Source organism: Pseudomonas sp. NCIMB 10586 (assembly GCF_023127895.1).
GTDB lineage: Bacteria > Pseudomonadota > Gammaproteobacteria > Pseudomonadales > Pseudomonadaceae > Aquipseudomonas > Aquipseudomonas synxantha_A.
Window position 1 is genome coordinate 127,098 of record NZ_SPKQ01000007.1, and the last position, 19,590, is coordinate 146,687.

15 protein-coding genes and 1 pseudogene are annotated in these 19,590 nt (G+C 56.2%); 14 read left to right on the forward strand and 2 right to left on the reverse strand.

All coding sequences use genetic code 11. The annotated features are described in order from the left end of the window. Positions 1 to 2: 2 nt before the first annotated feature. The 13 genes from E4P01_RS02710 (at position 3) to glmS (ending at position 12,457) form a co-directional block, all read left to right on the forward strand. Positions 3 to 875, forward strand: coding sequence for a ParB/RepB/Spo0J family partition protein (locus E4P01_RS02710; RefSeq protein ID WP_057701858.1), 873 nt, complete (start codon positions 3 to 5; stop codon positions 873 to 875). Positions 876 to 1,023: 148 nt separating this feature from the next. Continuing rightward, on the forward strand, positions 1,024 to 1,431 hold the full coding sequence (locus E4P01_RS02715; protein ID WP_010565865.1) for a F0F1 ATP synthase subunit I: 408 nt from the start codon (positions 1,024 to 1,026) through the stop codon (positions 1,429 to 1,431). Between the two features lie 16 nt (positions 1,432 to 1,447). Next, positions 1,448 to 2,317 (forward strand): F0F1 ATP synthase subunit A, encoded by an 870-nt coding sequence (gene atpB / locus E4P01_RS02720; protein WP_003195886.1) that lies wholly within the window; start codon positions 1,448 to 1,450, stop codon positions 2,315 to 2,317. A gap of 133 nt (positions 2,318 to 2,450) precedes the next feature. Beyond that, on the forward strand, positions 2,451 to 2,708 hold the full coding sequence (gene atpE / locus E4P01_RS02725) for a F0F1 ATP synthase subunit C (RefSeq protein ID WP_002555987.1): 258 nt from the start codon (positions 2,451 to 2,453) through the stop codon (positions 2,706 to 2,708). Between the two features lie 56 nt (positions 2,709 to 2,764). Beyond that, positions 2,765 to 3,235, forward strand: coding sequence for a F0F1 ATP synthase subunit B (locus E4P01_RS02730; RefSeq protein ID WP_003195835.1), 471 nt, complete (start codon positions 2,765 to 2,767; stop codon positions 3,233 to 3,235). A gap of 12 nt (positions 3,236 to 3,247) precedes the next feature. Continuing rightward, positions 3,248 to 3,784: a F0F1 ATP synthase subunit delta gene (locus E4P01_RS02735; RefSeq protein ID WP_003195833.1), complete on the forward strand. Its 537-nt coding sequence runs from the start codon at positions 3,248 to 3,250 to the stop codon at positions 3,782 to 3,784. Positions 3,785 to 3,805: 21 nt separating this feature from the next. After that, positions 3,806 to 5,350, forward strand: a complete 1,545-nt coding sequence (gene atpA / locus E4P01_RS02740) for a F0F1 ATP synthase subunit alpha (RefSeq protein ID WP_003195831.1) — start codon at positions 3,806 to 3,808, stop codon at positions 5,348 to 5,350. Between the two features lie 50 nt (positions 5,351 to 5,400). Then, positions 5,401 to 6,261, forward strand: a complete 861-nt coding sequence (gene atpG, locus E4P01_RS02745) for a F0F1 ATP synthase subunit gamma (RefSeq protein ID WP_005792602.1) — start codon at positions 5,401 to 5,403, stop codon at positions 6,259 to 6,261. 27 nt (positions 6,262 to 6,288) lie between these two features. Beyond that, positions 6,289 to 7,665, forward strand: coding sequence for a F0F1 ATP synthase subunit beta (atpD, locus tag E4P01_RS02750; protein WP_003195827.1), 1,377 nt, complete (start codon positions 6,289 to 6,291; stop codon positions 7,663 to 7,665). Positions 7,666 to 7,709: 44 nt separating this feature from the next. Next, the gene (locus E4P01_RS02755; protein WP_005792601.1) at positions 7,710 to 8,126 is read left to right on the forward strand and encodes a F0F1 ATP synthase subunit epsilon; all 417 of its coding nucleotides are present in this window, start codon (positions 7,710 to 7,712) and stop codon (positions 8,124 to 8,126) included. Between the two features lie 123 nt (positions 8,127 to 8,249). Continuing rightward, a complete protein-coding gene (glmU, locus tag E4P01_RS02760) occupies positions 8,250 to 9,617 on the forward strand; it encodes a bifunctional UDP-N-acetylglucosamine diphosphorylase/glucosamine-1-phosphate N-acetyltransferase GlmU (RefSeq protein ID WP_216090508.1) in 1,368 nt (455 codons plus the stop codon). Positions 9,618 to 9,846: 229 nt separating this feature from the next. After that, on the forward strand, positions 9,847 to 10,614 hold the full coding sequence (locus E4P01_RS02765; RefSeq protein ID WP_032878617.1) for a DeoR family transcriptional regulator: 768 nt from the start codon (positions 9,847 to 9,849) through the stop codon (positions 10,612 to 10,614). Between the two features lie 10 nt (positions 10,615 to 10,624). Next, a complete protein-coding gene (gene glmS / locus E4P01_RS02770) occupies positions 10,625 to 12,457 on the forward strand; it encodes a glutamine--fructose-6-phosphate transaminase (isomerizing) (protein WP_078822690.1) in 1,833 nt (610 codons plus the stop codon). A gap of 271 nt (positions 12,458 to 12,728) precedes the next feature. Here the strand turns inward: glmS and E4P01_RS02775 are convergent. Continuing rightward, positions 12,729 to 13,703, reverse strand: a pseudogene (locus tag E4P01_RS02775) (IS5 family transposase). Positions 13,704 to 14,135: 432 nt separating this feature from the next. Between E4P01_RS02775 and E4P01_RS02780 the strand changes: the two are divergent. Further along, on the forward strand, positions 14,136 to 18,308 hold the full coding sequence (locus E4P01_RS02780) for an autotransporter domain-containing protein (RefSeq protein ID WP_248129882.1): 4,173 nt from the start codon (positions 14,136 to 14,138) through the stop codon (positions 18,306 to 18,308). Between the two features lie 348 nt (positions 18,309 to 18,656). Here the strand turns inward: E4P01_RS02780 and E4P01_RS02785 are convergent, their stop codons facing one another. Continuing rightward, the gene (locus E4P01_RS02785) at positions 18,657 to 19,589 is read right to left on the reverse strand and encodes a phosphatidate cytidylyltransferase (RefSeq protein WP_057710628.1); all 933 of its coding nucleotides are present in this window, start codon (positions 19,587 to 19,589) and stop codon (positions 18,657 to 18,659) included. Between the last annotated feature and the right edge of the window lies 1 nt (position 19,590).

Consider the following 19,590-nt stretch of genomic DNA (forward strand, 5'->3'; position numbering starts at 1 on the left):
CCATGGCCGTCAAGAAACGAGGTCTCGGACGTGGACTGGATGCACTCCTGAGTGGTCCTACCGTCACATCGCTTGAAGAACAAGCGGTGCAGGCCGACGAGCGCGAGCTGCAGCACTTGCCCCTGGATCTGATCCAGCGCGGCAAATACCAGCCGCGGCGGGACATGGATCCCCAGGCGCTGGAAGAACTGGCCAACTCGATCAAGGCCCAGGGCGTGATGCAACCGATTGTGGTGCGCCCAATTGGCAGTGGTCGCTTTGAGATCATCGCCGGTGAACGTCGCTGGCGCGCCAGCCAACAGGCAGGCAAGGAAACCATCCCGGCGATGGTGCGTGATGTGCCGGATGAAACTGCCATCGCCATGGCGTTGATCGAGAACATCCAGCGTGAGGACCTCAACCCGATCGAAGAAGCGATCGCGTTGCAGCGTTTGCAGCAGGAATTTCAGCTGACCCAGCAACAAGTGGCCGAGGCGGTCGGAAAATCCCGTGTCACGGTTTCCAACTTGCTGCGTCTGATCGCCTTGCCGGAAGTCATCAAGACCATGTTGTCCCATGGCGATCTGGAAATGGGCCACGCTCGTGCTTTGCTGGGTTTGCCGGAAAATCAACAGGTTGAAGGGGCGCGACACGTTGTCGCACGAGGGCTCACCGTTCGTCAGACCGAGGCCCTGGTTCGCCAGTGGCTCAGCGGTAAACCTGCACCGGTTGAAACCGCCAAACCTGATCCGGATATCGCGCGCCTCGAGCAGCGCCTGGCCGAGCGGCTAGGCTCTGCGGTGCAAATTCGCCACGGCAAGAAGGGCAAAGGCCAACTGGTCATCGGATATAACTCTCTCGATGAGCTTCAGGGCGTCCTTGCCCACATCCGCTGAAACATTTGCTTATGTAGCGCGTGATCGGAAATCACTACCCGACAGTTGAATAGGGGCAGAACCGCCCCTATACTCTGCGCGCATTTTGTCGGCACAAATTATGCCAAGTTATTGATTTCCGGCAGCCGACCATTGAGGAGCAAGAGTGATGGAAACCCGCACGCCAAACACGTTGCCGTTCCATCGCTTGGCTGTTTTTCCGGTTTTGTTGGCTCAATTTGTCATTTTGCTGATCGCCGCTTTGGCGCTTTGGTACTGGCATGGAGTCGTAGCCGGATATTCAGGACTCTGCGGAGGCCTGATAGCCTTGCTGCCCAATATGTATTTTGCTCACAGGGCCTTTCGGTTTTCCGGCGCCCGAGCAGCCCAGGCTATCGTGCGGTCTTTTTATGCCGGCGAAGCAGGGAAACTGATTTTGACGGCAGTGCTGTTTGCACTGACCTTTGCAGGTGTGAAGCCATTGGCGCCGCTGGCTGTATTCGGCGTCTTCGTGTTGACCCAACTGGTCAGCTGGTTCGCTCCCCTGCTAATGAAAACAAGACTTTCGAAACCTTAGGGCGTTTGAGGCAACCATGGCAGAAACAACCGCTTCGGGCTATATCCAGCACCACTTGCAGAACCTGACCTTCGGTCAGCTTCCTAATGGCGGCTGGGGCTTTGCCCACACCGCAGCAGAAGCCAAAGAAATGGGTTTCTGGGCTTTCCACCTGGATACTCTGGGTTGGTCGGTCGCATTGGGTCTGATCTTCGTCCTGATTTTCCGCATGGCGGCAAAGAAGGCGACTTCCGGTCAGCCAGGTGCTTTGCAGAACTTCGTTGAAGTATTGGTCGAATTCGTCGATGGCAGCGTGAAAGACAGCTTCCATGGCCGTAGCCCGGTGATTGCACCGTTGGCACTGACCATCTTCGTCTGGGTATTCCTGATGAATGCCGTCGACCTGATCCCGGTGGACTGGATTCCTCAGTTGGCCATGGCGATCTCCGGCGATCCGCACATCCCATTCCGTGCCGTATCCACCACTGACCCGAACGCTACCCTGGGCATGGCCCTATCGGTGTTCGCGTTGATCATTTTCTACAGCATCAAGGTCAAGGGCATCGGCGGCTTCATCGGCGAACTGACCCTGCACCCGTTCGGCAGCAAGAACATCTTCGTTCAAGCCCTGCTGATCCCGGTGAACTTCCTGCTGGAATTCGTCACCCTGATCGCCAAGCCGATTTCCCTGGCTCTGCGACTGTTCGGCAACATGTATGCCGGCGAGCTGGTGTTCATTCTGATCGCTGTGATGTTCGGCAGCGGTCTGCTCTGGCTTAGCGGCCTGGGCGTAGTACTGCAGTGGGCGTGGGCTGTGTTCCACATCCTGATCATTACCCTGCAGGCCTTCATCTTCATGATGCTGACCATCGTCTATCTGTCGATGGCGCACGAAGAGAACCATTAAGACCAGTCTCGACTAGTCTGATGTCCTTCCCGGTCAAACGGGAAGGTGGCCCAACAGGGCTATGAAACGATTTGTTTTACCGCTTTAAAATCTAAAAAACCTAAACCATACGACGTAAAAGTCGGGAGGAAAGATGGAAACTGTAGTTGGTCTAACCGCTATCGCTGTTGCACTGTTGATCGGCCTGGGCGCCCTGGGTACTGCCATTGGTTTCGGCCTGCTGGGCGGCAAATTCCTGGAAGGCGCCGCGCGTCAGCCAGAAATGGTCCCAATGCTGCAAGTTAAAATGTTCATCGTCGCCGGCCTGCTCGACGCCGTGACCATGATCGGCGTTGGTATCGCACTGTTCTTCACCTTCGCGAACCCCTTCGTTGGTCAACTCGCTGGCTAATCACTCGAATTTTCGAGTGATTGGGGTGATGGACAACGAATGAGCGAGGTGTTGGCGTGAACATTAATGCAACCCTGATTGGCCAATCCGTTGCGTTCTTCATTTTTGTAGTGTTTTGCATGAAGTTCGTGTGGCCTCCGGTCATCGCGGCTTTGCACGAACGTCAGAAGAAGATCGCGGATGGTTTGGACGCTGCCAGCCGTGCAGCTCGCGACTTGGAGTTGGCCCACGAGAAAGTGGGTCAGCAACTGCGCGAAGCTAAAGCACAGGCAGCCGAGATCATTGAGCAAGCCAAGAAACGCGGTAACCAGATCGTCGAAGAGGCTGTTGAAAAAGCCCGCGTCGAAGCTGACCGTGTGAAGGCTTCGGCTCATGCCGAGATCGAACAGGAACTGAACGGCGTCAAAGACGCGCTGCGTGCCCAACTGGGTGCTCTGGCGGTCGGCGGTGCTGAGAAGATCCTCGGTGCCACAATCGATCAAAACGCGCACGCGGAGCTGGTTAACAAACTGGCTGCTGAAATTTAAGCGAGGGCGATCATGGCAGAACTGACCACGTTGGCCCGACCTTACGCTAAGGCAGCCTTCGAGCACGCCCAGGCCCACCAGCAGCTGGCCTCTTGGTCAGCCATGCTCGGCCTGGCTGCAGCAGTGTCGCAAGACGACACCATGCAGCGCGTGCTCAAGGCCCCGCGCCTGACGAGCGCAGACAAGGCCGCCACTTTTATTGAAGTGTGCGGCGACAAGTTTGATGTGAAGGTGCAGAACTTCATCCACGTCATTGCCGAAAACGACCGTCTCCCGCTATTGCCGGAGATCGCCGCTCTGTTCGACCTGTACAAGGCCGAAGCAGAGAAATCGGTAGACGTTGAAGTGACCAGTGCTTTCGCATTGAACCAAGAACAGCAAGACAAACTCGCCAAGGTTCTCAGTGCACGACTCAATCGGGAAGTGCGCCTGCAAGCTTCGGAGGACGCATCCCTGATTGGTGGTGTTGTTATCCGTGCCGGCGACCTGGTTATCGATGGCTCGATTCGCGGCAAAATCGCGAAACTTGCCGAAGCATTGAAATCTTGAGTTTGAAGGGGCAGCAGAGCAATGCAGCAACTCAATCCTTCCGAAATAAGTGAAATTATCAAGGGCCGCATCGACAAGCTCGATGTGACCTCCCAAGCCCGTAACGAAGGCACTGTCGTCAGCGTATCTGACGGCATCGTGCGGATTCACGGTCTGGCCGACGTAATGTACGGCGAGATGATCGAGTTTCCGGGCGGCGTCTACGGTATGGCCCTCAACCTGGAGCAAGACTCCGTAGGTGCCGTTGTATTGGGCGCGTACACCAGTCTGGCTGAAGGCATGAGCGCCAAGTGCACAGGCCGCATCCTGGAAGTTCCGGTTGGTAAGGAACTGCTGGGTCGCGTAGTCGACGCACTGGGTAACCCTGTTGACGGTAAAGGTCCACTGGGCAACACCGAGACCGACGCGGTCGAGAAAGTTGCTCCAGGCGTGATCTGGCGTAAGTCGGTAGACCAGCCTGTACAGACTGGCTACAAGGCTGTCGATGCCATGATCCCGGTCGGCCGTGGCCAGCGTGAGCTGATCATCGGTGACCGTCAGATCGGTAAAACCGCTCTGGCGATCGACGCGATCATCAACCAGAAAGACAGCGGCATTTTCTGCGTCTACGTAGCCATCGGTCAGAAGCAATCGACCATCGCCAACGTGGTTCGCAAGCTGGAAGAAAACGGCGCCCTGGCCAACACGATCATCGTGGCTGCCAGTGCTTCGGAATCTCCTGCGCTGCAATTCCTGGCACCGTACTCCGGTTGCACCATGGGTGAATTCTTCCGCGACCGCGGTGAAGACGCGCTGATCGTTTATGACGATCTGTCCAAGCAAGCAGTGGCTTACCGCCAGATTTCCCTGCTGCTGCGCCGTCCACCAGGCCGTGAAGCCTACCCAGGCGACGTGTTCTATCTCCACTCCCGTCTGCTGGAGCGCGCTTCCCGTGTTTCGGAAGAATACGTAGAGAAGTTCACCAACGGCGCAGTGACCGGCAAAACCGGTTCCCTGACCGCACTGCCGATCATCGAAACCCAGGCTGGCGACGTTTCCGCGTTCGTTCCGACCAACGTGATTTCCATCACTGACGGTCAGATCTTCCTGGAATCGGCCATGTTCAACTCCGGGATCCGTCCTGCTGTGAACGCCGGTGTTTCGGTATCCCGTGTGGGTGGTGCCGCTCAGACCAAGATCATCAAGAAGCTCTCCGGTGGTATCCGTACCGCTCTGGCTCAGTACCGTGAACTGGCGGCATTCGCCCAGTTCGCTTCTGACCTGGACGAAGCGACCCGTAAGCAACTTGAGCATGGTCAGCGCGTTACCGAGCTGATGAAGCAGAAGCAATACGCCCCAATGTCGATCGCTGACATGGCGTTGTCGCTGTATGCCGCTGAGCGTGGGTTCCTGACCGACGTTGAAATCGCCAAGGTCGGCAGCTTTGAACAAGCGCTGATTGCTTACTTCAACCGCGATCACGCCGAATTGATGGCGAAGATCAACGTGAAGGGTGACTTCAATGACGATATCGACGCTGGCATGAAAGCCGGTATCGAGAAGTTCAAGGCCACCCAAACCTGGTAAGCCGCAGCGGGAGCCGCAAGGCTCCCGCTTGCTAACCTGATAGGTGTTACATGGCAGGCGCAAAAGAGATTCGCAGTAAGATTGCGAGCATCAAAAGCACGCAAAAAATTACCAGCGCCATGGAAAAAGTGGCGGTCAGCAAAATGCGCAAGGCACAAATGCGCATGGCTGCTAGCCGTCCTTATGCGGAGCGTATCCGCCAGGTAATTGGGCATCTGGCCAACGCCAACCCGGAATACCGCCACCCGTTCATGATCGAGCGCGCCGTCAAGCGTGCAGGTTATGTGGTAGTGAGCAGTGACCGTGGTTTGTGCGGTGGTCTGAATACCAACCTGTTCAAGGCCCTGGTCAAGGACATGGCGGTAAACCGCGAAAACGGCGTCGAGATCGATCTGTGTGTGGTGGGTAGCAAGGGTGCGGCCTTTTTCCGCAACTTCGGCGGTAACGTCGTTGCAGCTATCAGCCATCTGGGTGAAGAGCCGTCGATCAATGATTTGATCGGCAGTGTGAAGGTGATGCTGGATGCGTACCTGGAAGGCCGTATTGACCGCCTTTCCGTGGTATCCAACAAGTTCATCAACACCATGACCCAGCAGCCAACCGTGGAGCAATTGATTCCACTGGTGGCGACTCCGGATCAGGAACTCAAGCACCACTGGGACTACCTCTACGAACCAGACGCCAAAGAGCTGCTTGATGGCTTGATGGTGCGCTACGTGGAGTCGCAGGTGTACCAGGCGGTGGTCGAGAACAACGCAGCTGAACAAGCGGCGCGGATGATCGCGATGAAAAACGCTACCGATAACGCCGGTGATCTGATCAGCGATTTGCAGCTGATCTACAACAAGGCGCGTCAGGCTGCGATCACCCAAGAGATCTCGGAAATCGTCGGCGGCGCTGCCGCGGTTTAACGGTTCAAATATTCAGAGGATCCAGCTATGAGTAGCGGACGTATCGTTCAAATCATCGGCGCCGTTATCGACGTGGAATTTCCACGCGACAGCGTACCGAGCATCTACAACGCGCTGAAAGTACAAGGCGCGGAAACTACCCTGGAAGTTCAGCAGCAGCTGGGCGACGGCGTAGTTCGTACCATTGCGATGGGTTCCACCGAAGGCTTGAAGCGCGGTCTGGACGTTGTCGACACTGGCGCTGCCATCTCCGTACCGGTCGGTAAAGCGACCCTGGGCCGGATCATGGACGTACTGGGCAACCCGATCGACGAAGCTGGCCCGATCGCTACCGAAGAGCGCTGGGGCATTCACCGCGCAGCACCTTCGTTCGCAGAACAAGCGGGCGGCAACGACCTGCTGGAAACCGGCATCAAGGTTATCGACCTGGTTTGCCCGTTCGCCAAAGGCGGTAAAGTCGGTCTGTTCGGTGGTGCCGGTGTAGGCAAGACCGTAAACATGATGGAACTGATCCGTAACATCGCCATCGAGCACAGCGGTTATTCCGTGTTCGCAGGTGTGGGTGAGCGTACTCGTGAGGGTAACGACTTCTACCACGAGATGAAGGACTCCAACGTTCTGGACAAAGTGGCACTGGTTTACGGTCAGATGAACGAGCCGCCGGGAAACCGTCTGCGCGTAGCACTGACTGGCCTGACCATGGCCGAGAAGTTCCGTGACGAAGGTAACGACGTTCTGTTGTTCGTCGACAACATCTACCGTTACACCCTGGCCGGTACTGAAGTATCCGCACTGCTGGGCCGTATGCCTTCTGCAGTAGGTTACCAGCCGACCCTGGCTGAAGAGATGGGCGTTCTGCAAGAACGTATCACTTCGACCAAGGAAGGTTCGATCACCTCGATCCAAGCGGTATACGTACCTGCGGATGACTTGACCGACCCGTCGCCAGCCACCACCTTCGCCCACTTGGACGCCACCGTCGTTCTGTCCCGTGACATCGCTTCCCTGGGTATCTACCCAGCGGTCGATCCACTCGACTCGACTTCGCGCCAGCTGGATCCGAACGTGATCGGCCAGGAGCACTACGACACCGCTCGCGGCGTTCAGTACGTGCTGCAGCGTTACAAAGAACTGAAGGACATCATTGCGATCCTGGGTATGGACGAGCTGTCGGAAGCCGACAAGCAGTTGGTAAACCGTGCTCGTAAGATCCAGCGTTTCTTGTCGCAGCCGTTCTTCGTGGCTGAAGTCTTCACCGGTGCCTCGGGTAAATACGTTTCCCTGAAAGACACCATTGCTGGCTTCAAAGGCATCCTCAACGGTGACTACGACCACCTGCCAGAACAAGCGTTCTACATGGTCGGCGGCATCGAAGAAGCGATCGAGAAAGCCAAGAAACTGTAATCCAGGCGCCCGGCAACGGGCGCTCATCAGGTTGAGGCAATCAGATGGCTATGACAGTCCATTGCGATATCGTCAGCGCGGAAGGGGAAATTTTCTCCGGTCTGGTCGAGTTTGTAACAGCGCACGGCGACTTGGGTGATCTTGGTATCGCCATGGGTCACGCCCCGCTGATCACAAGCTTGAAGCCAGGTCCGATCACTCTGACCAAGCAAGGCGGGGAAAAAGAGGTGTTCTACATCTCTGGTGGTTTCCTCGAGGTTCAGCCGAACATGGTCAAGGTACTTGCCGACACCGTGCAACGTGCTGGCGACCTGGATGAAGCCTCCGCTCAGGAAGCCGTCAAGGCTGCCGAGAAGGCCCTGAACGAAAAAGGCGCAGACTTCGACTACAGCGCTGCTGCAGTTCGTCTGGCCGAGGCTGCAGCTCAGCTGCGCACGCTCCAGCAGATCCGCAAGAAGTAAGCGGCCTTGCCGTTACACTTCATGCGTGATTGATTAAAAAGGGTGGCCTCGGCTACCCTTTTTCTTTTTTTGCAAAACACTTCTTTGGTCTGAACCCGGACCGCCCAGGATTGGTAGCCATTCATGTCTCTTGAAATCGTCATTCTCGCCGCAGGCCAGGGCACCCGTATGCGTTCAGCCCTGCCCAAGGTGCTGCACCCGGTCGCGGGTAACTCCATGCTGGGTCATGTTATCCACAGCGCCCGGCAATTGGACCCGCAACGTATTCATGTGGTGATCGGCCACGGTGCCGATGTGGTCCGTGAGCGTCTGGCTGCGGACGACTTGAATTTCGTATTGCAAGACAAGCAACTGGGCACCGGCCACGCTACCGCGCAAGCCGTGCCCTTCATTACCGCCGACACGGTGCTGATCCTCTATGGCGATGTACCGCTGATTGAAGTAGAAACCCTGCAACGACTGCTCAAGCACGTAGTGCCTGGCCAGATGGGCTTGCTCACCGTTGAGTTGGACGATCCTACCGGCTATGGCCGCATCGTGCGCAATGCCGACGGCAAGGTTGCCGCGATCGTCGAGCACAAGGACGCCAGTGAAGCCCAGCGCGCCATTACCGAAGGCAACACCGGCATTCTTGCCGTCCCTGCCGATAAGCTGGGCGACTGGATGAGCCGTCTGTCCAACAACAATGCCCAGGGCGAGTACTACCTCACCGACGTCATTGAGATGGCCGTCAGCGATGGCCTGGTGGTCGCCACTGAGCAGCCCCACGACCCGATGGAAGTGCAGGGCGCCAACGACCGCAAGCAGCTTGCAGAGCTGGAGCGTCACTACCAGTTGCGTGAAGGCCTGCGTCTGATGGCCCAGGGCGTGACCCTGCGTGACCCGGCGCGTTTCGATGTGCGTGGCGACGTAACAGTAGGCCGCGACGTGCTGATCGATATCAACGTGATCCTCGAAGGCCGGGTGATCATTGAAGACAATGTGGTCATCGGCCCGAACTGCGTGATCAAGGACAGCACCTTGCGCAAAGGCGTGGTCGTCAAGGCCAACAGCCATATCGACGGTGCCGTGATGGGCGAGGGCAGCGATGCCGGGCCGTTTGCGCGCTTGCGTCCAGGTAGCGAGCTGGGGGCCAAGGCCCATGTGGGTAACTTTGTCGAACTGAAAAACGCACACCTCGGCGAAGGTGCAAAAGTCGGTCACCTGACTTACCTGGGCGATGCCGTCATCGGCGCCCGCACCAACATTGGTGCCGGCACCATCACCTGCAACTATGACGGCGCCAACAAGTACCAGACGACGATTGGTGAAGATGTATTCATTGGCTCCAATAACTCGCTGGTTGCTCCCGTCTCCATTGGCGATGGTTCAAATACGGCGGCAGGCTCGACCATCAACCAGGATGTGGATAAGTCCCAGCTGGCGGTAGCCCGCGCCCGTCAACGCAATATCGACGGTTGGAAACGCCCGGTCAAAATCAAGAAGACCTGAGTTATCCACAGCCTTGGCAGCGTCAAAACTCCAATGTGGGAGGGGGCTTGCTCCCGATAGCGGTGGACCAGTCAACTCATCAGGTGACTGACACACCGCTATCGGGAGCAAGCCCCCTCCCACATTTGCCGGTGTTGTTCGAAAAATAGTTATCGCCCCAGCTTGACGATCTTTCGCCAATAGGTTTTGATTGCCTTCGTTATCTTTCGGAACGAAACTTATCACGGCCATGTCGAAACGAAATACTCCCCAGCGGCGCCACAATATCCTCACCTTGCTCAATGAGCAGGGCGAAGTCAGCGTGGACCAACTGGCCAAGCGTTTCGAAACTTCGGAAGTCACCATCCGCAAGGACTTGGCCGCCCTCGAAAGTAACGGCCTGCTCCTGCGTCGCTACGGTGGCGCAATCACCATGCCCCAAGAGCTGGTAGGCGATGCCGCCCAGCCCATCTCGGCCTACAAGCGTGCCATCGCGCGTGCGGCCGTGGTGCGCTTGCGTGAACATGCGCGCATCATCATCGACAGCGGCAGCACCACCGCCGCCATGATTCCGGAACTCGGTCATCAACCCGGGCTGGTGGTTATGACCAACTCCTTGAATGTGGCCCGCGCCCTGAGCGAACTGGAACATGAACCGGTGCTGTTAATGACCGGCGGTACCTGGGACCCGCATTCGGACTCGTTCCAGGGGCAGGTTGCCGAGCAGGTGCTGCGTTCTTACGATTTCGATCAGTTGTTCATTGGCGCCGACGGCATCGACTTGCAGCGCGGCACCACCACCTTCAACGAACTGCTGGGCCTGAGCCGGGTGATGGCTGAGGTCGCCCGTGAAGTGGTGGTGATGGTCGAGTCCGACAAGATTGGCCGCAAGATTCCCAACCTGGAGCTGCCCTGGAGCAGCGTCCATACCCTTATTACCGATGATCGCCTGCCACTTGAGGCCCGCGACCAGATCCAAGCCCGCGGCATTACGCTGATATGCGCGGCAGTCATCTAGGAGAAACACCATGTGTGGAATTGTTGGCGCAGTCGCCGAACGTAACGTTACTGCCATCCTGATCGAAGGCCTCAAGCGCCTGGAATACCGCGGCTATGACAGCGCAGGCGTGGCTGTCTTCACCAACGCCGGCAAGCTGGAGCGTATGCGCCGCCCGGGCAAGGTCAGCGAGTTGGACCAGGCTCTGGCCGGCGAGCCTCTGGCGGGTCGCCTGGGTATCGCCCACACCCGTTGGGCCACCCACGGCGCGCCGTGCGAACGCAACGCCCACCCGCATTTTTCCGGTGACCTGGCGGTGGTGCACAACGGCATCATCGAAAACCACGAAGTGCTGCGTGAGCAACTCAAGGGCCTGGGCTACGTGTTCACCTCGGACACCGACACCGAAGTGATCGCCCACCTGCTCAACCACAAGCTCAAAGACCACAGTGACCTGACCACGGCCCTCAAGGCCACAGTCAAAGAGCTGCACGGCGCCTACGGCCTGGCCGTGATCAGTGCCAGCCAGCCTGACCGCTTGGTTGCCGCGCGCAGTGGCAGCCCATTGGTAATCGGCCTGGGCCTGGGCGAGAACTTCCTTGCCTCCGACCAACTGGCCCTGCGCCAGGTGACCGACCGTTTCATGTACCTGGAAGAAGGCGATATTGCCGACATCCGCCGTGAAAGCGTACAGATCTGGGACGTTGACGGTCAGTCGGTCGAGCGTGAAGCCGTGCAATACCGCGACGGTGCCGAAGCCGCCGACAAAGGCGAGTTCCGCCACTTCATGCTCAAGGAAATCCACGAGCAGCCGTCCGTTGTACAGCGCACCCTGGAAGGTCGCCTGAGCCAGAACCAAGTGTTGGTGAACGCTTTCGGCCCGCAAGCCGCCGAACTGTTCGCCAAAGTGCGCAATGTGCAGATCGTCGCCTGTGGCACCAGCTACCACGCCGGTATGGTGGCGCGTTACTGGTTGGAAGAACTGGCCGGCATCCCGTGCCAGGTCGAAGTCGCCAGCGAGTTCCGCTACCGCAAAGTGGTGGTGCAGCCCGACACCCTGTTCGTGACCATTTCCCAGTCTGGTGAAACCGCCGATACCCTGGCCGCCCTGCGTAATGCCAAGGAACTGGGCTTCCTCGGCAGCCTGGCGATCTGCAACGTCAGCATCAGCTCCCTGGTGCGTGAATCCGATCTGACCTTGCTGACCCAGGCTGGTCGTGAAATCGGCGTAGCCTCCACCAAAGCCTTCACCACCCAACTGGTGGGCCTGTTGCTGCTGACCCTGTCCCTGGGCCAAGTGCGCGGCACCCTCGCCGACGGTGTCGAAGCCACCCTGGTGGAAGAACTGCGCCGCCTGCCAACCCGCCTGGGCGAAGCCTTGGCCATGGACAGTACCGTGGAAAAAGTCGCCGAGCTGTTCGCCGACAAGAACCACACCCTGTTCCTGGGTCGTGGCGCGCAGTACCCGGTGGCGATGGAAGGCTCGCTGAAACTCAAGGAGATCTCGTACATCCACGCCGAAGCCTACCCGGCCGGTGAGCTCAAGCACGGCCCGCTGGCCTTGGTGGATGACGACATGCCGGTGGTTACCGTCGCGCCGAACAACGAACTGCTGGAGAAGCTCAAGTCCAACCTGCAGGAAGTGCGCGCCCGTGGCGGCCAGTTGATCGTTTTCGCAGATGAAAAAGCCGGTATGACCAACGGTGAAGGCACCCACGTCATCAACATGCCGCACATTCACGACACCCTGTCACCGATCCTCTACACCATTCCGCTGCAGTTGCTGTCGTACTACGTTGCCGTGCTCAAAGGCACTGACGTTGACCAGCCACGTAACCTGGCGAAGTCAGTGACGGTGGAGTAAGGCTTACTGGCGTGTCGAAAAAGTGAAGCTATGAAATAAAGTCTGTCGCTGGCGCCTTCCTGCCCCCCCGGTTGAGCAGCCAGCGACGTTTTCCTGCGTGCCGCATTGCTCTCGACGCAACTCTAGGGAAGGTCTGAAGTACCCGCAGATTTTTGAAGCACGCGCTACTTGAGGCTCAAAAAATCGTGAGTCGGTCGAAAATCAGACCTTTCCTGCCTTTAGTTCATCGGGTTTTCCTCTGATTGCTGTGTTTCAGGGCAATCAACCCGCACTACAGGCGCACCTCTCCTGCATTTAACAACCGTTTGCGCACCATCCACAGGTTCGACAAAGCGAACAAGGTTGTCTGTTGCGCGATGTTTTTCGACAAGCCACGAAAGCGTACTTTCGTATAACCAAACTGGCGCTTGATTATACGAAACGGATGTTCAACCTTGGCCCGTACCTGCGCTTTCGCATACTCGATCTTGCGGCGAATCCGCCCGATCAAACTTTTTTCCGTGCTTTTTATAGCTGCTTGGACGCGCGGCAATCGACCAGATCATCTGGCGATCCTGATGCTCGGCTCGCTTGTCCACGCTGGTGTAACCGGCGTCGCCGCAGACATAAGTTTCCTCGCCGTGCAGCAACTGATCCACCTGCGTCACGTCCGCCACATTGGCCGTCGTGCCCACCAGGCTATGGACTAAACCAGACTCGGCATCGACGCCGATGTGCGCTTTCATCCCAAAGAAATATTGGTTTCCCTTCTTCGTTTGATGCATTTCTGGATCGCGCTTGCCGTCCTGGTTCTTAGTCGAACTCGGTGCATGAATGATCGTCGCATCGACCACCGTGCCGTGGCGCAGCATCAAACCACGATCCCCCAAATAACCATTGATGACCTGCAAAATCCCGCCCGCCAGCTCATGTTTTTCCAGCAAGCGCCGGAAGTTGAGGATCGTGGTTTCATCGGGAATCCGATCCAGATTCAACCTCACGAACTGGCGCAGAATCGTCGTCTCATACAGTGATTCTTCCATCTCCGGATCGCTATAGCCGAACCAGTTTTGCATCAGGTGAACTCGCAACATGGCCATCAACGGATACGCCGGACGGCCACCTTCGCCCTTCGATAATGCGGCTCGATCAACGCAATCAGCGCCTTCCAGGGCACCACCTGATCCATCTCGATCAGGAAGCGCTCGCGGCGGGTCTGCTTACGTTTGCCGGCATACTCGGCATTGGCGAAGGACATCTGGTTCATCGGGGTTCAACCGTTCAGTTTGTGCGAGGTGCGTACTTCATCAAATCTGGAACTCTTTTTCAGATTTTCCTTAGGTGAAAAGGATGTCGCTGGCAGTATATTTTGAACAAAATCTGTCGCAAACAAACACGTTGCTGGCGTTTTACCATTCAATGTTGTCGTGTCAAGACAAAGGTCTGGATTGTATTAAATTAGGATTAAGACCTTCCAGAGAGTAAAAAAGTGCACGGCTGCAACTTATGCCATCTAAAGCGTTTGTGCTGAAAGGTACGGTACAAAGTGTATGTGTGGGACGCACTGCATCTTGTGTTTCTCAGATCTCCCTTGCTTTAGGCCTGGGGTATTTCATGCTCCTTTGACCAGCTACCAGAGTTGCGTTGCTCACGAAAGATCGTACAGGACCTGAAACCAAAGAGCGCAAGGAGAGGTGTGATGAAAATCACGAATAGAAGTAGGGGGGCTCATCGTAAAGCCACAGTAATAACAACCAGTGCATTGCTCCTAGGGCTATGTGTTCCAGAAGCTATTGCTGAGGAAAAAATCCCGAAAAATTTCGCCATAAAAACCATGGCTTTTAATATCTGGAATCATGCGGAGAACTCAAGGATTTGGAAACTGGGAAGCGGTATAGAAAATCTCACATACTCAGACTCTATGAAAAAACTACTTTTGGATGTGTCTCCAGATATTCTTGTATTTCCTGAACTTGATAATAATGCTAGAACAATTAACACGAAGTACGGTGATCAAGTTTATGACGCATTCAAGCAAAATACAACTAATGTCTTGAATAGCGCTCCCCGAAAACAAGATAGTTTTGTCGATTTTCGCAAGAATGAAGATACATATCCTAAGGGCAGTCCTGAATATACTGACAGAGATAATCGTAAGAAAAATGGGCTATACTATAAAGGGATTGGAAGTGTTTTCTCTTCCGTGCCTTTTAAGGATTTGCCCGGAGATAGCATTAGAATTAATCCTGGCAATGGTTTTCCGGTAGGTGTCGTAACAGGCATTCATTTGGATCACTCGGACAGTTCGAGCGCTCGAGTCTCTGCGGCACAAGATTTTAATAAGGCAGCGGCAGCCAGCAACGTCCCGATGATTATTCTGGGTGACTTCAACGCCGGCGATGTTTCAGAGCGAGGGTTGAATAGGAAGACGCAGCAGAATTTAGTGATTAAAAAGGCTGACAGCAATGGATTATATACAGCGCTTGCCCGTGAATATACGGCTAGTAAACAAGTATATGCTGAAGTAGGGAAAACAGTTAAAAATTATTACGAAGGAAAAGAAAATTACGACGGGAAAAATATTCAAAAAATGTCGTGGGCAGAATGGGGAGAAGCTCTAGAGTCTGCTATAAAGAATAATAAAGATACTGGGCTGCAGGATGAAACCTACCCAGTTAACAGCAATCTTCCGAGAACGCTTAACACATTCAAGAGACAGTATCAGCTTTTTCAGAAAGACCAGAACAGGGAACTATTCCAACCTAGTCAAGTAGGTGATCAGCGTGCAACGTGGACAAGTGATGGGGAGAATTGGACTAACACATCTCCAAGCTGGGACCGTGCGACCATTGATCACATCATGGTCTCTCGACCTTTTGCCAAATGGATTGAGATTGCTGATGATGGTAAGCCATCAGGTAATCTTAGCAAGCAAGCCAAGCTGCCTAATAATAAGGACTCTCTTTCAGACCACGAACCCGTGGCGCAGAATCTGCGCTGGGTAGGGCCGCAGCTTGAAGTGTACAAAGACATTGCAGACAAAAAAGAAAAAACACGCCTTGTATGGGGAGCCGATGCTTACAACTTTGCGGGGAGAAACAAAAAATTTAATCTTGTTCGCAATAACTATCGTAATGATGTTTATCTTGGACAAGTTTCGGATGAGGCAGGTAATCCCACTTTAACGTTGCTGACTCTTCCAGAGAAAATGGATCTGCTCAATTGCAACGGTAGCAAAAGCAAGCTTCAGCGGGCTGTCGATGATTACTGTATCGACAATCACTCTTTTATCGGTGAAACCCTGGTAAAGGACGGGGGCCTTCTCGTCGTTGATGAGGATAAAGCTTTGGGAGGGAGCAAGGCTAAACTGCGGCTTGCCAATGGCGGGCTCATGGTAGCAGGGCTGTCCATGCCTGAGCTCGATCGTGAGATCGTTCTCGAACAGCAAGGATGGATCGATATTGCCGAATCCGGCCTCGTGGTGTCTGCTAAGAAAGCCGTGACGGGCACGGGCAGCCTCACGAAACTGGGGGCCGGAACATTGGCGCTTTCAGGCCCCAACAGCTATACGGGTGGAACGTTGGTCGAGGAGGGTATCCTCAGGGCTGACACAGGCGTTGGGTTCGTGAACAACACCGCTTACTCCATCAATGGTGGAGCGCTTGATCTCAACGGATTCGATCTAATCGCTTCGAAGCTCGAAGGCAAGGGGGGCGCGGTCCGGCTTGGAACGGGGTCGCTCACCCTGGACCAGAGCGTCAATACACGCTATGACGGCTCGATAGAGGGCTCCGGCGGGCTCACAAAATCAGGTAGCGGTGGGCTCATCCTTAATGGTCAGAATAGCTATACCGGTGCAACTCTGGTTCGGGATGGGCATCTTGTCATTGGCGACAGTGATCATCCGGATGCCCGCCTGGAAAGCCCCGTCACTGTGAGCCCGGGCGCTACGCTGGGTGGTATAGGCACGTTGGGTGCTCTGACAATCAACGCAGGAGGCAGGATAGCGCCGGGTAACTCCATCGGTACGCTGCACACCGGTGATGTGACATTTGATGCGGGCTCAGTTTATTCCGTCGAAGTCGGCCCCAACGGGCGCAGTGACCTGATCGATAGTGCCGGTGTCGCGACCCTCAATGGCGGTGAAGTCAGGGTGTCATTGGAGAACCGCTCCAACCTCCTGACGGAAGACGAGGCAAAAACGCTGGTTGGCCAGACCTTCAATATTCTTACAGCCAAAAAAGGCATCGTTGGTCAGTTTGCATCCATCACGCCGAATTATCTGTTCCTGGACAGTCAGATAAGCGTTCCGCGGACACAGCAATTGCTTAATGGGCCTCCCGTCCCTGCTGCGCCCCCTGCTGCGTCCGCAATACCGGGAGCAACCGTTCCGCCAGTTGCTGACGCACAGATTGTTGCTGCGCCTGCCCCTGCTGAGCCCGGAGCACCGGAAACAACCGTCCCGCCAGTTGCTGACGCACAGATTGTTGCTGCGCCTGCCCCTGCTGAGCCCGGGGCACCGGAAACAACCGTTCCGCCAGTTGCTGGCGCACAGATTGTTGCTGCGCCTGCCCCTGCTGAGCCCGGGGCACCGGAAACAACCGTTCCGCCAGTTGCTGGCGCACAGATTGTTGCTGCGCCTGCCCCTGCTGAGCCCGTAACACCGAAAGCAAGCGTTGATGTAGCGATTGCTCCCGCGCCTGTCCTGTCACCCGTGGGTGTAGCACCTGTTCAGCCAGTGCCCGATATGACGGCTATGAGCATTGCTATTAAGCGCAACAACACCAGCTTTGCCAGCGTTGCACAGACTAAAAACGAGCGTGCGGTTGCAGCCGTGGCTGACACTTTAGCCCTGGGAAACCCTGTGTATGAGAGCCTTTTGACCTTCAACTCCGCTGAACAGGCCCGCCAGGCCTTCAAGCAACTTGATGGCCAGGTTCATGCTGATGCCGCCGCTGCGCAGATCGCCGACAGTCGTTATGTTCGTGATGCGGTGAATGCTCGCCTACAACAGGCGCAAGCGCTGAATCCAGATGCAAAAATTCAAGTCGACAGTAGCAACGGCGGCTGGGTGCAATTACTCGGAGGTCACACGCAACTCGACTCCGATCACAACGCCGCCAGCTACAGCACCTCTACCACTGGCGTGCTGCTCGGTCTGGACACTGACATCGGCGATGGATGGCGAATCGGCGGGGCGACGGGCTACACCAAGACCGATCTGAAGGGAGCCTCCAGAAAGTCGGCCAATAGCGACAACTATCACCTGTCGATCTATGGGGGTAAACGCTTCGATAGCATCGCCCTACGGTTCGGAGGAGCGAGCACTTGGCACCACTTTGACACCTCGCGTAACGTGGGATACGGCAGCCAATCGGCTCATCAAAAAGCTGTCTATAACGCACGAACGGATCAGGTATTTGGTGAAGTCGGTTATACCGGCTGGTCAGCCTTCGAGCCTTTTGCAAATCTGACCTACATTAACTTTCAGAGCGACGCATTCAAAGAACGTGGGAAAGCGACGGCGTTGCACGCCAGTAAGCAAAGTCAGGATGCTGTCGTCTCGACGGTCGGTCTGCGTGGGCAGATGCAATTGCCAGTGAGTTCGACTCGCTCGGTGAAACTGCGCGGTGAGTTGGGTTGGGAGCATCAGTACGCAGAGCTGGACCGTGAAAGTTCCTTGAAATTTGTCGGCAGCGAAGCTGCGTTTGCGGTGAACAGCGTGCCAGTGTCCCGTGATAGTGCGGTGGTCAAAGCCTCGGCAGAGATGGCCATGACCAAGGACACGCAGGTGTCTCTTAACTACACCGGACTGGTTTCAAGTCATGGTGGTGGCAGCGCGGTCAACTTGGGGTTCACTTTCCAGTTCTGATCTAAGGTCGGTAGTGGTGCAATGAGTTTCATTGCACCACACTGGGCCAATGGATATGCGCGCAGGTAACGCTGAGTTGAGACAGTTTCTAAACTCGACTTAAACGCCTGACTCTAGCGTTTACTGGGTGAACCGAGACGGATTTTTAATCCCGATCAAAAGGGCTGTTTTCAACAGCCCTTTTTCTATTTTGGATGCGCGCCCGCCCTTTACCCCTGCGCAAGGCAGTGACCTTATGCATCCGGGATGCCCATGGCACAGTGGCAACTGCCCAACCGCGAGACGTTCCAGGAGAGCGTGGGGCCATTCCACGAATGGGTGGCTTTGCTGTATCAGCGCCGGGGCGGGTCACGTCCACCAGTACCGCACAAGATGAAAGAAAATCGGTGCCGCAAAGCACACCGAATCCAGCCGATCCAACATCCCGCCGTGCCCTTCGATCATGTGCCCCCAGTCTTTTACGCCGCGGTCACGCTTGATCGCCGACATCACAATCCCGCCGGCAAAGCCCAGCAAGTTGATCAGCAGCGCGATCAGGAACGACTGCCAGGGATTGAACGGTGTGGTCCACCACAGCGCCGCGCCGATCAAGGAGGACAGCAGAATCCCGCCCACAAACCCTTCCACCGTTTTCGACGGCGAGAGGTTGGGCGCGATCTTGTGTTTGCCGAACAGCTTGCCGCATACGTACTGCAGCACGTCCGAGAGTTGCACCACGATCACCAGGTAGGCGATCAACAACAGGTTGCGGCCTTCGTAGCCGGGGATGTCCAACGTCAGCAGGGCAGGGACGAAGGACACGCAGAACACCGCGATCATCAGCCCCCATTGCACCTTCGAGGCGCGTTCCAGGAAGTGTGTGCTGTCGCCGCCAAGGGAGGCGAGGATCGGCAGCAGCAGGAACACGTACACCGGGATGAAGATCGAGAACAGCCCATACCAGTCGGCGTAGATCAGCAGGTATTGCAGCGGCAGGGCCAGGTAGAACGCGGCCACCAGGGCCGGGTAGTCGCTGCGCCGGGTGGGTGTGAGAGTGAGGAATTCACGCAGGGCGTAGAACGACACGGCGTAGAACAGCAGGATCACCGCGCCGGTGCCTAACCAGAAGGCGATGCCGATTACCACCACCATCACCCACCAGGCGTTGATGCGGGCGTTGAGGTTGTCGATCACGGCATTCGGGTTGCCACGGGTGCGCAGCTTGAGGATCAGGCCGATCAGCGAGGCGATGACCAGGATCGCGCCGATGCCGCCGAATAACATCAGGGTTTGGCTATCCATC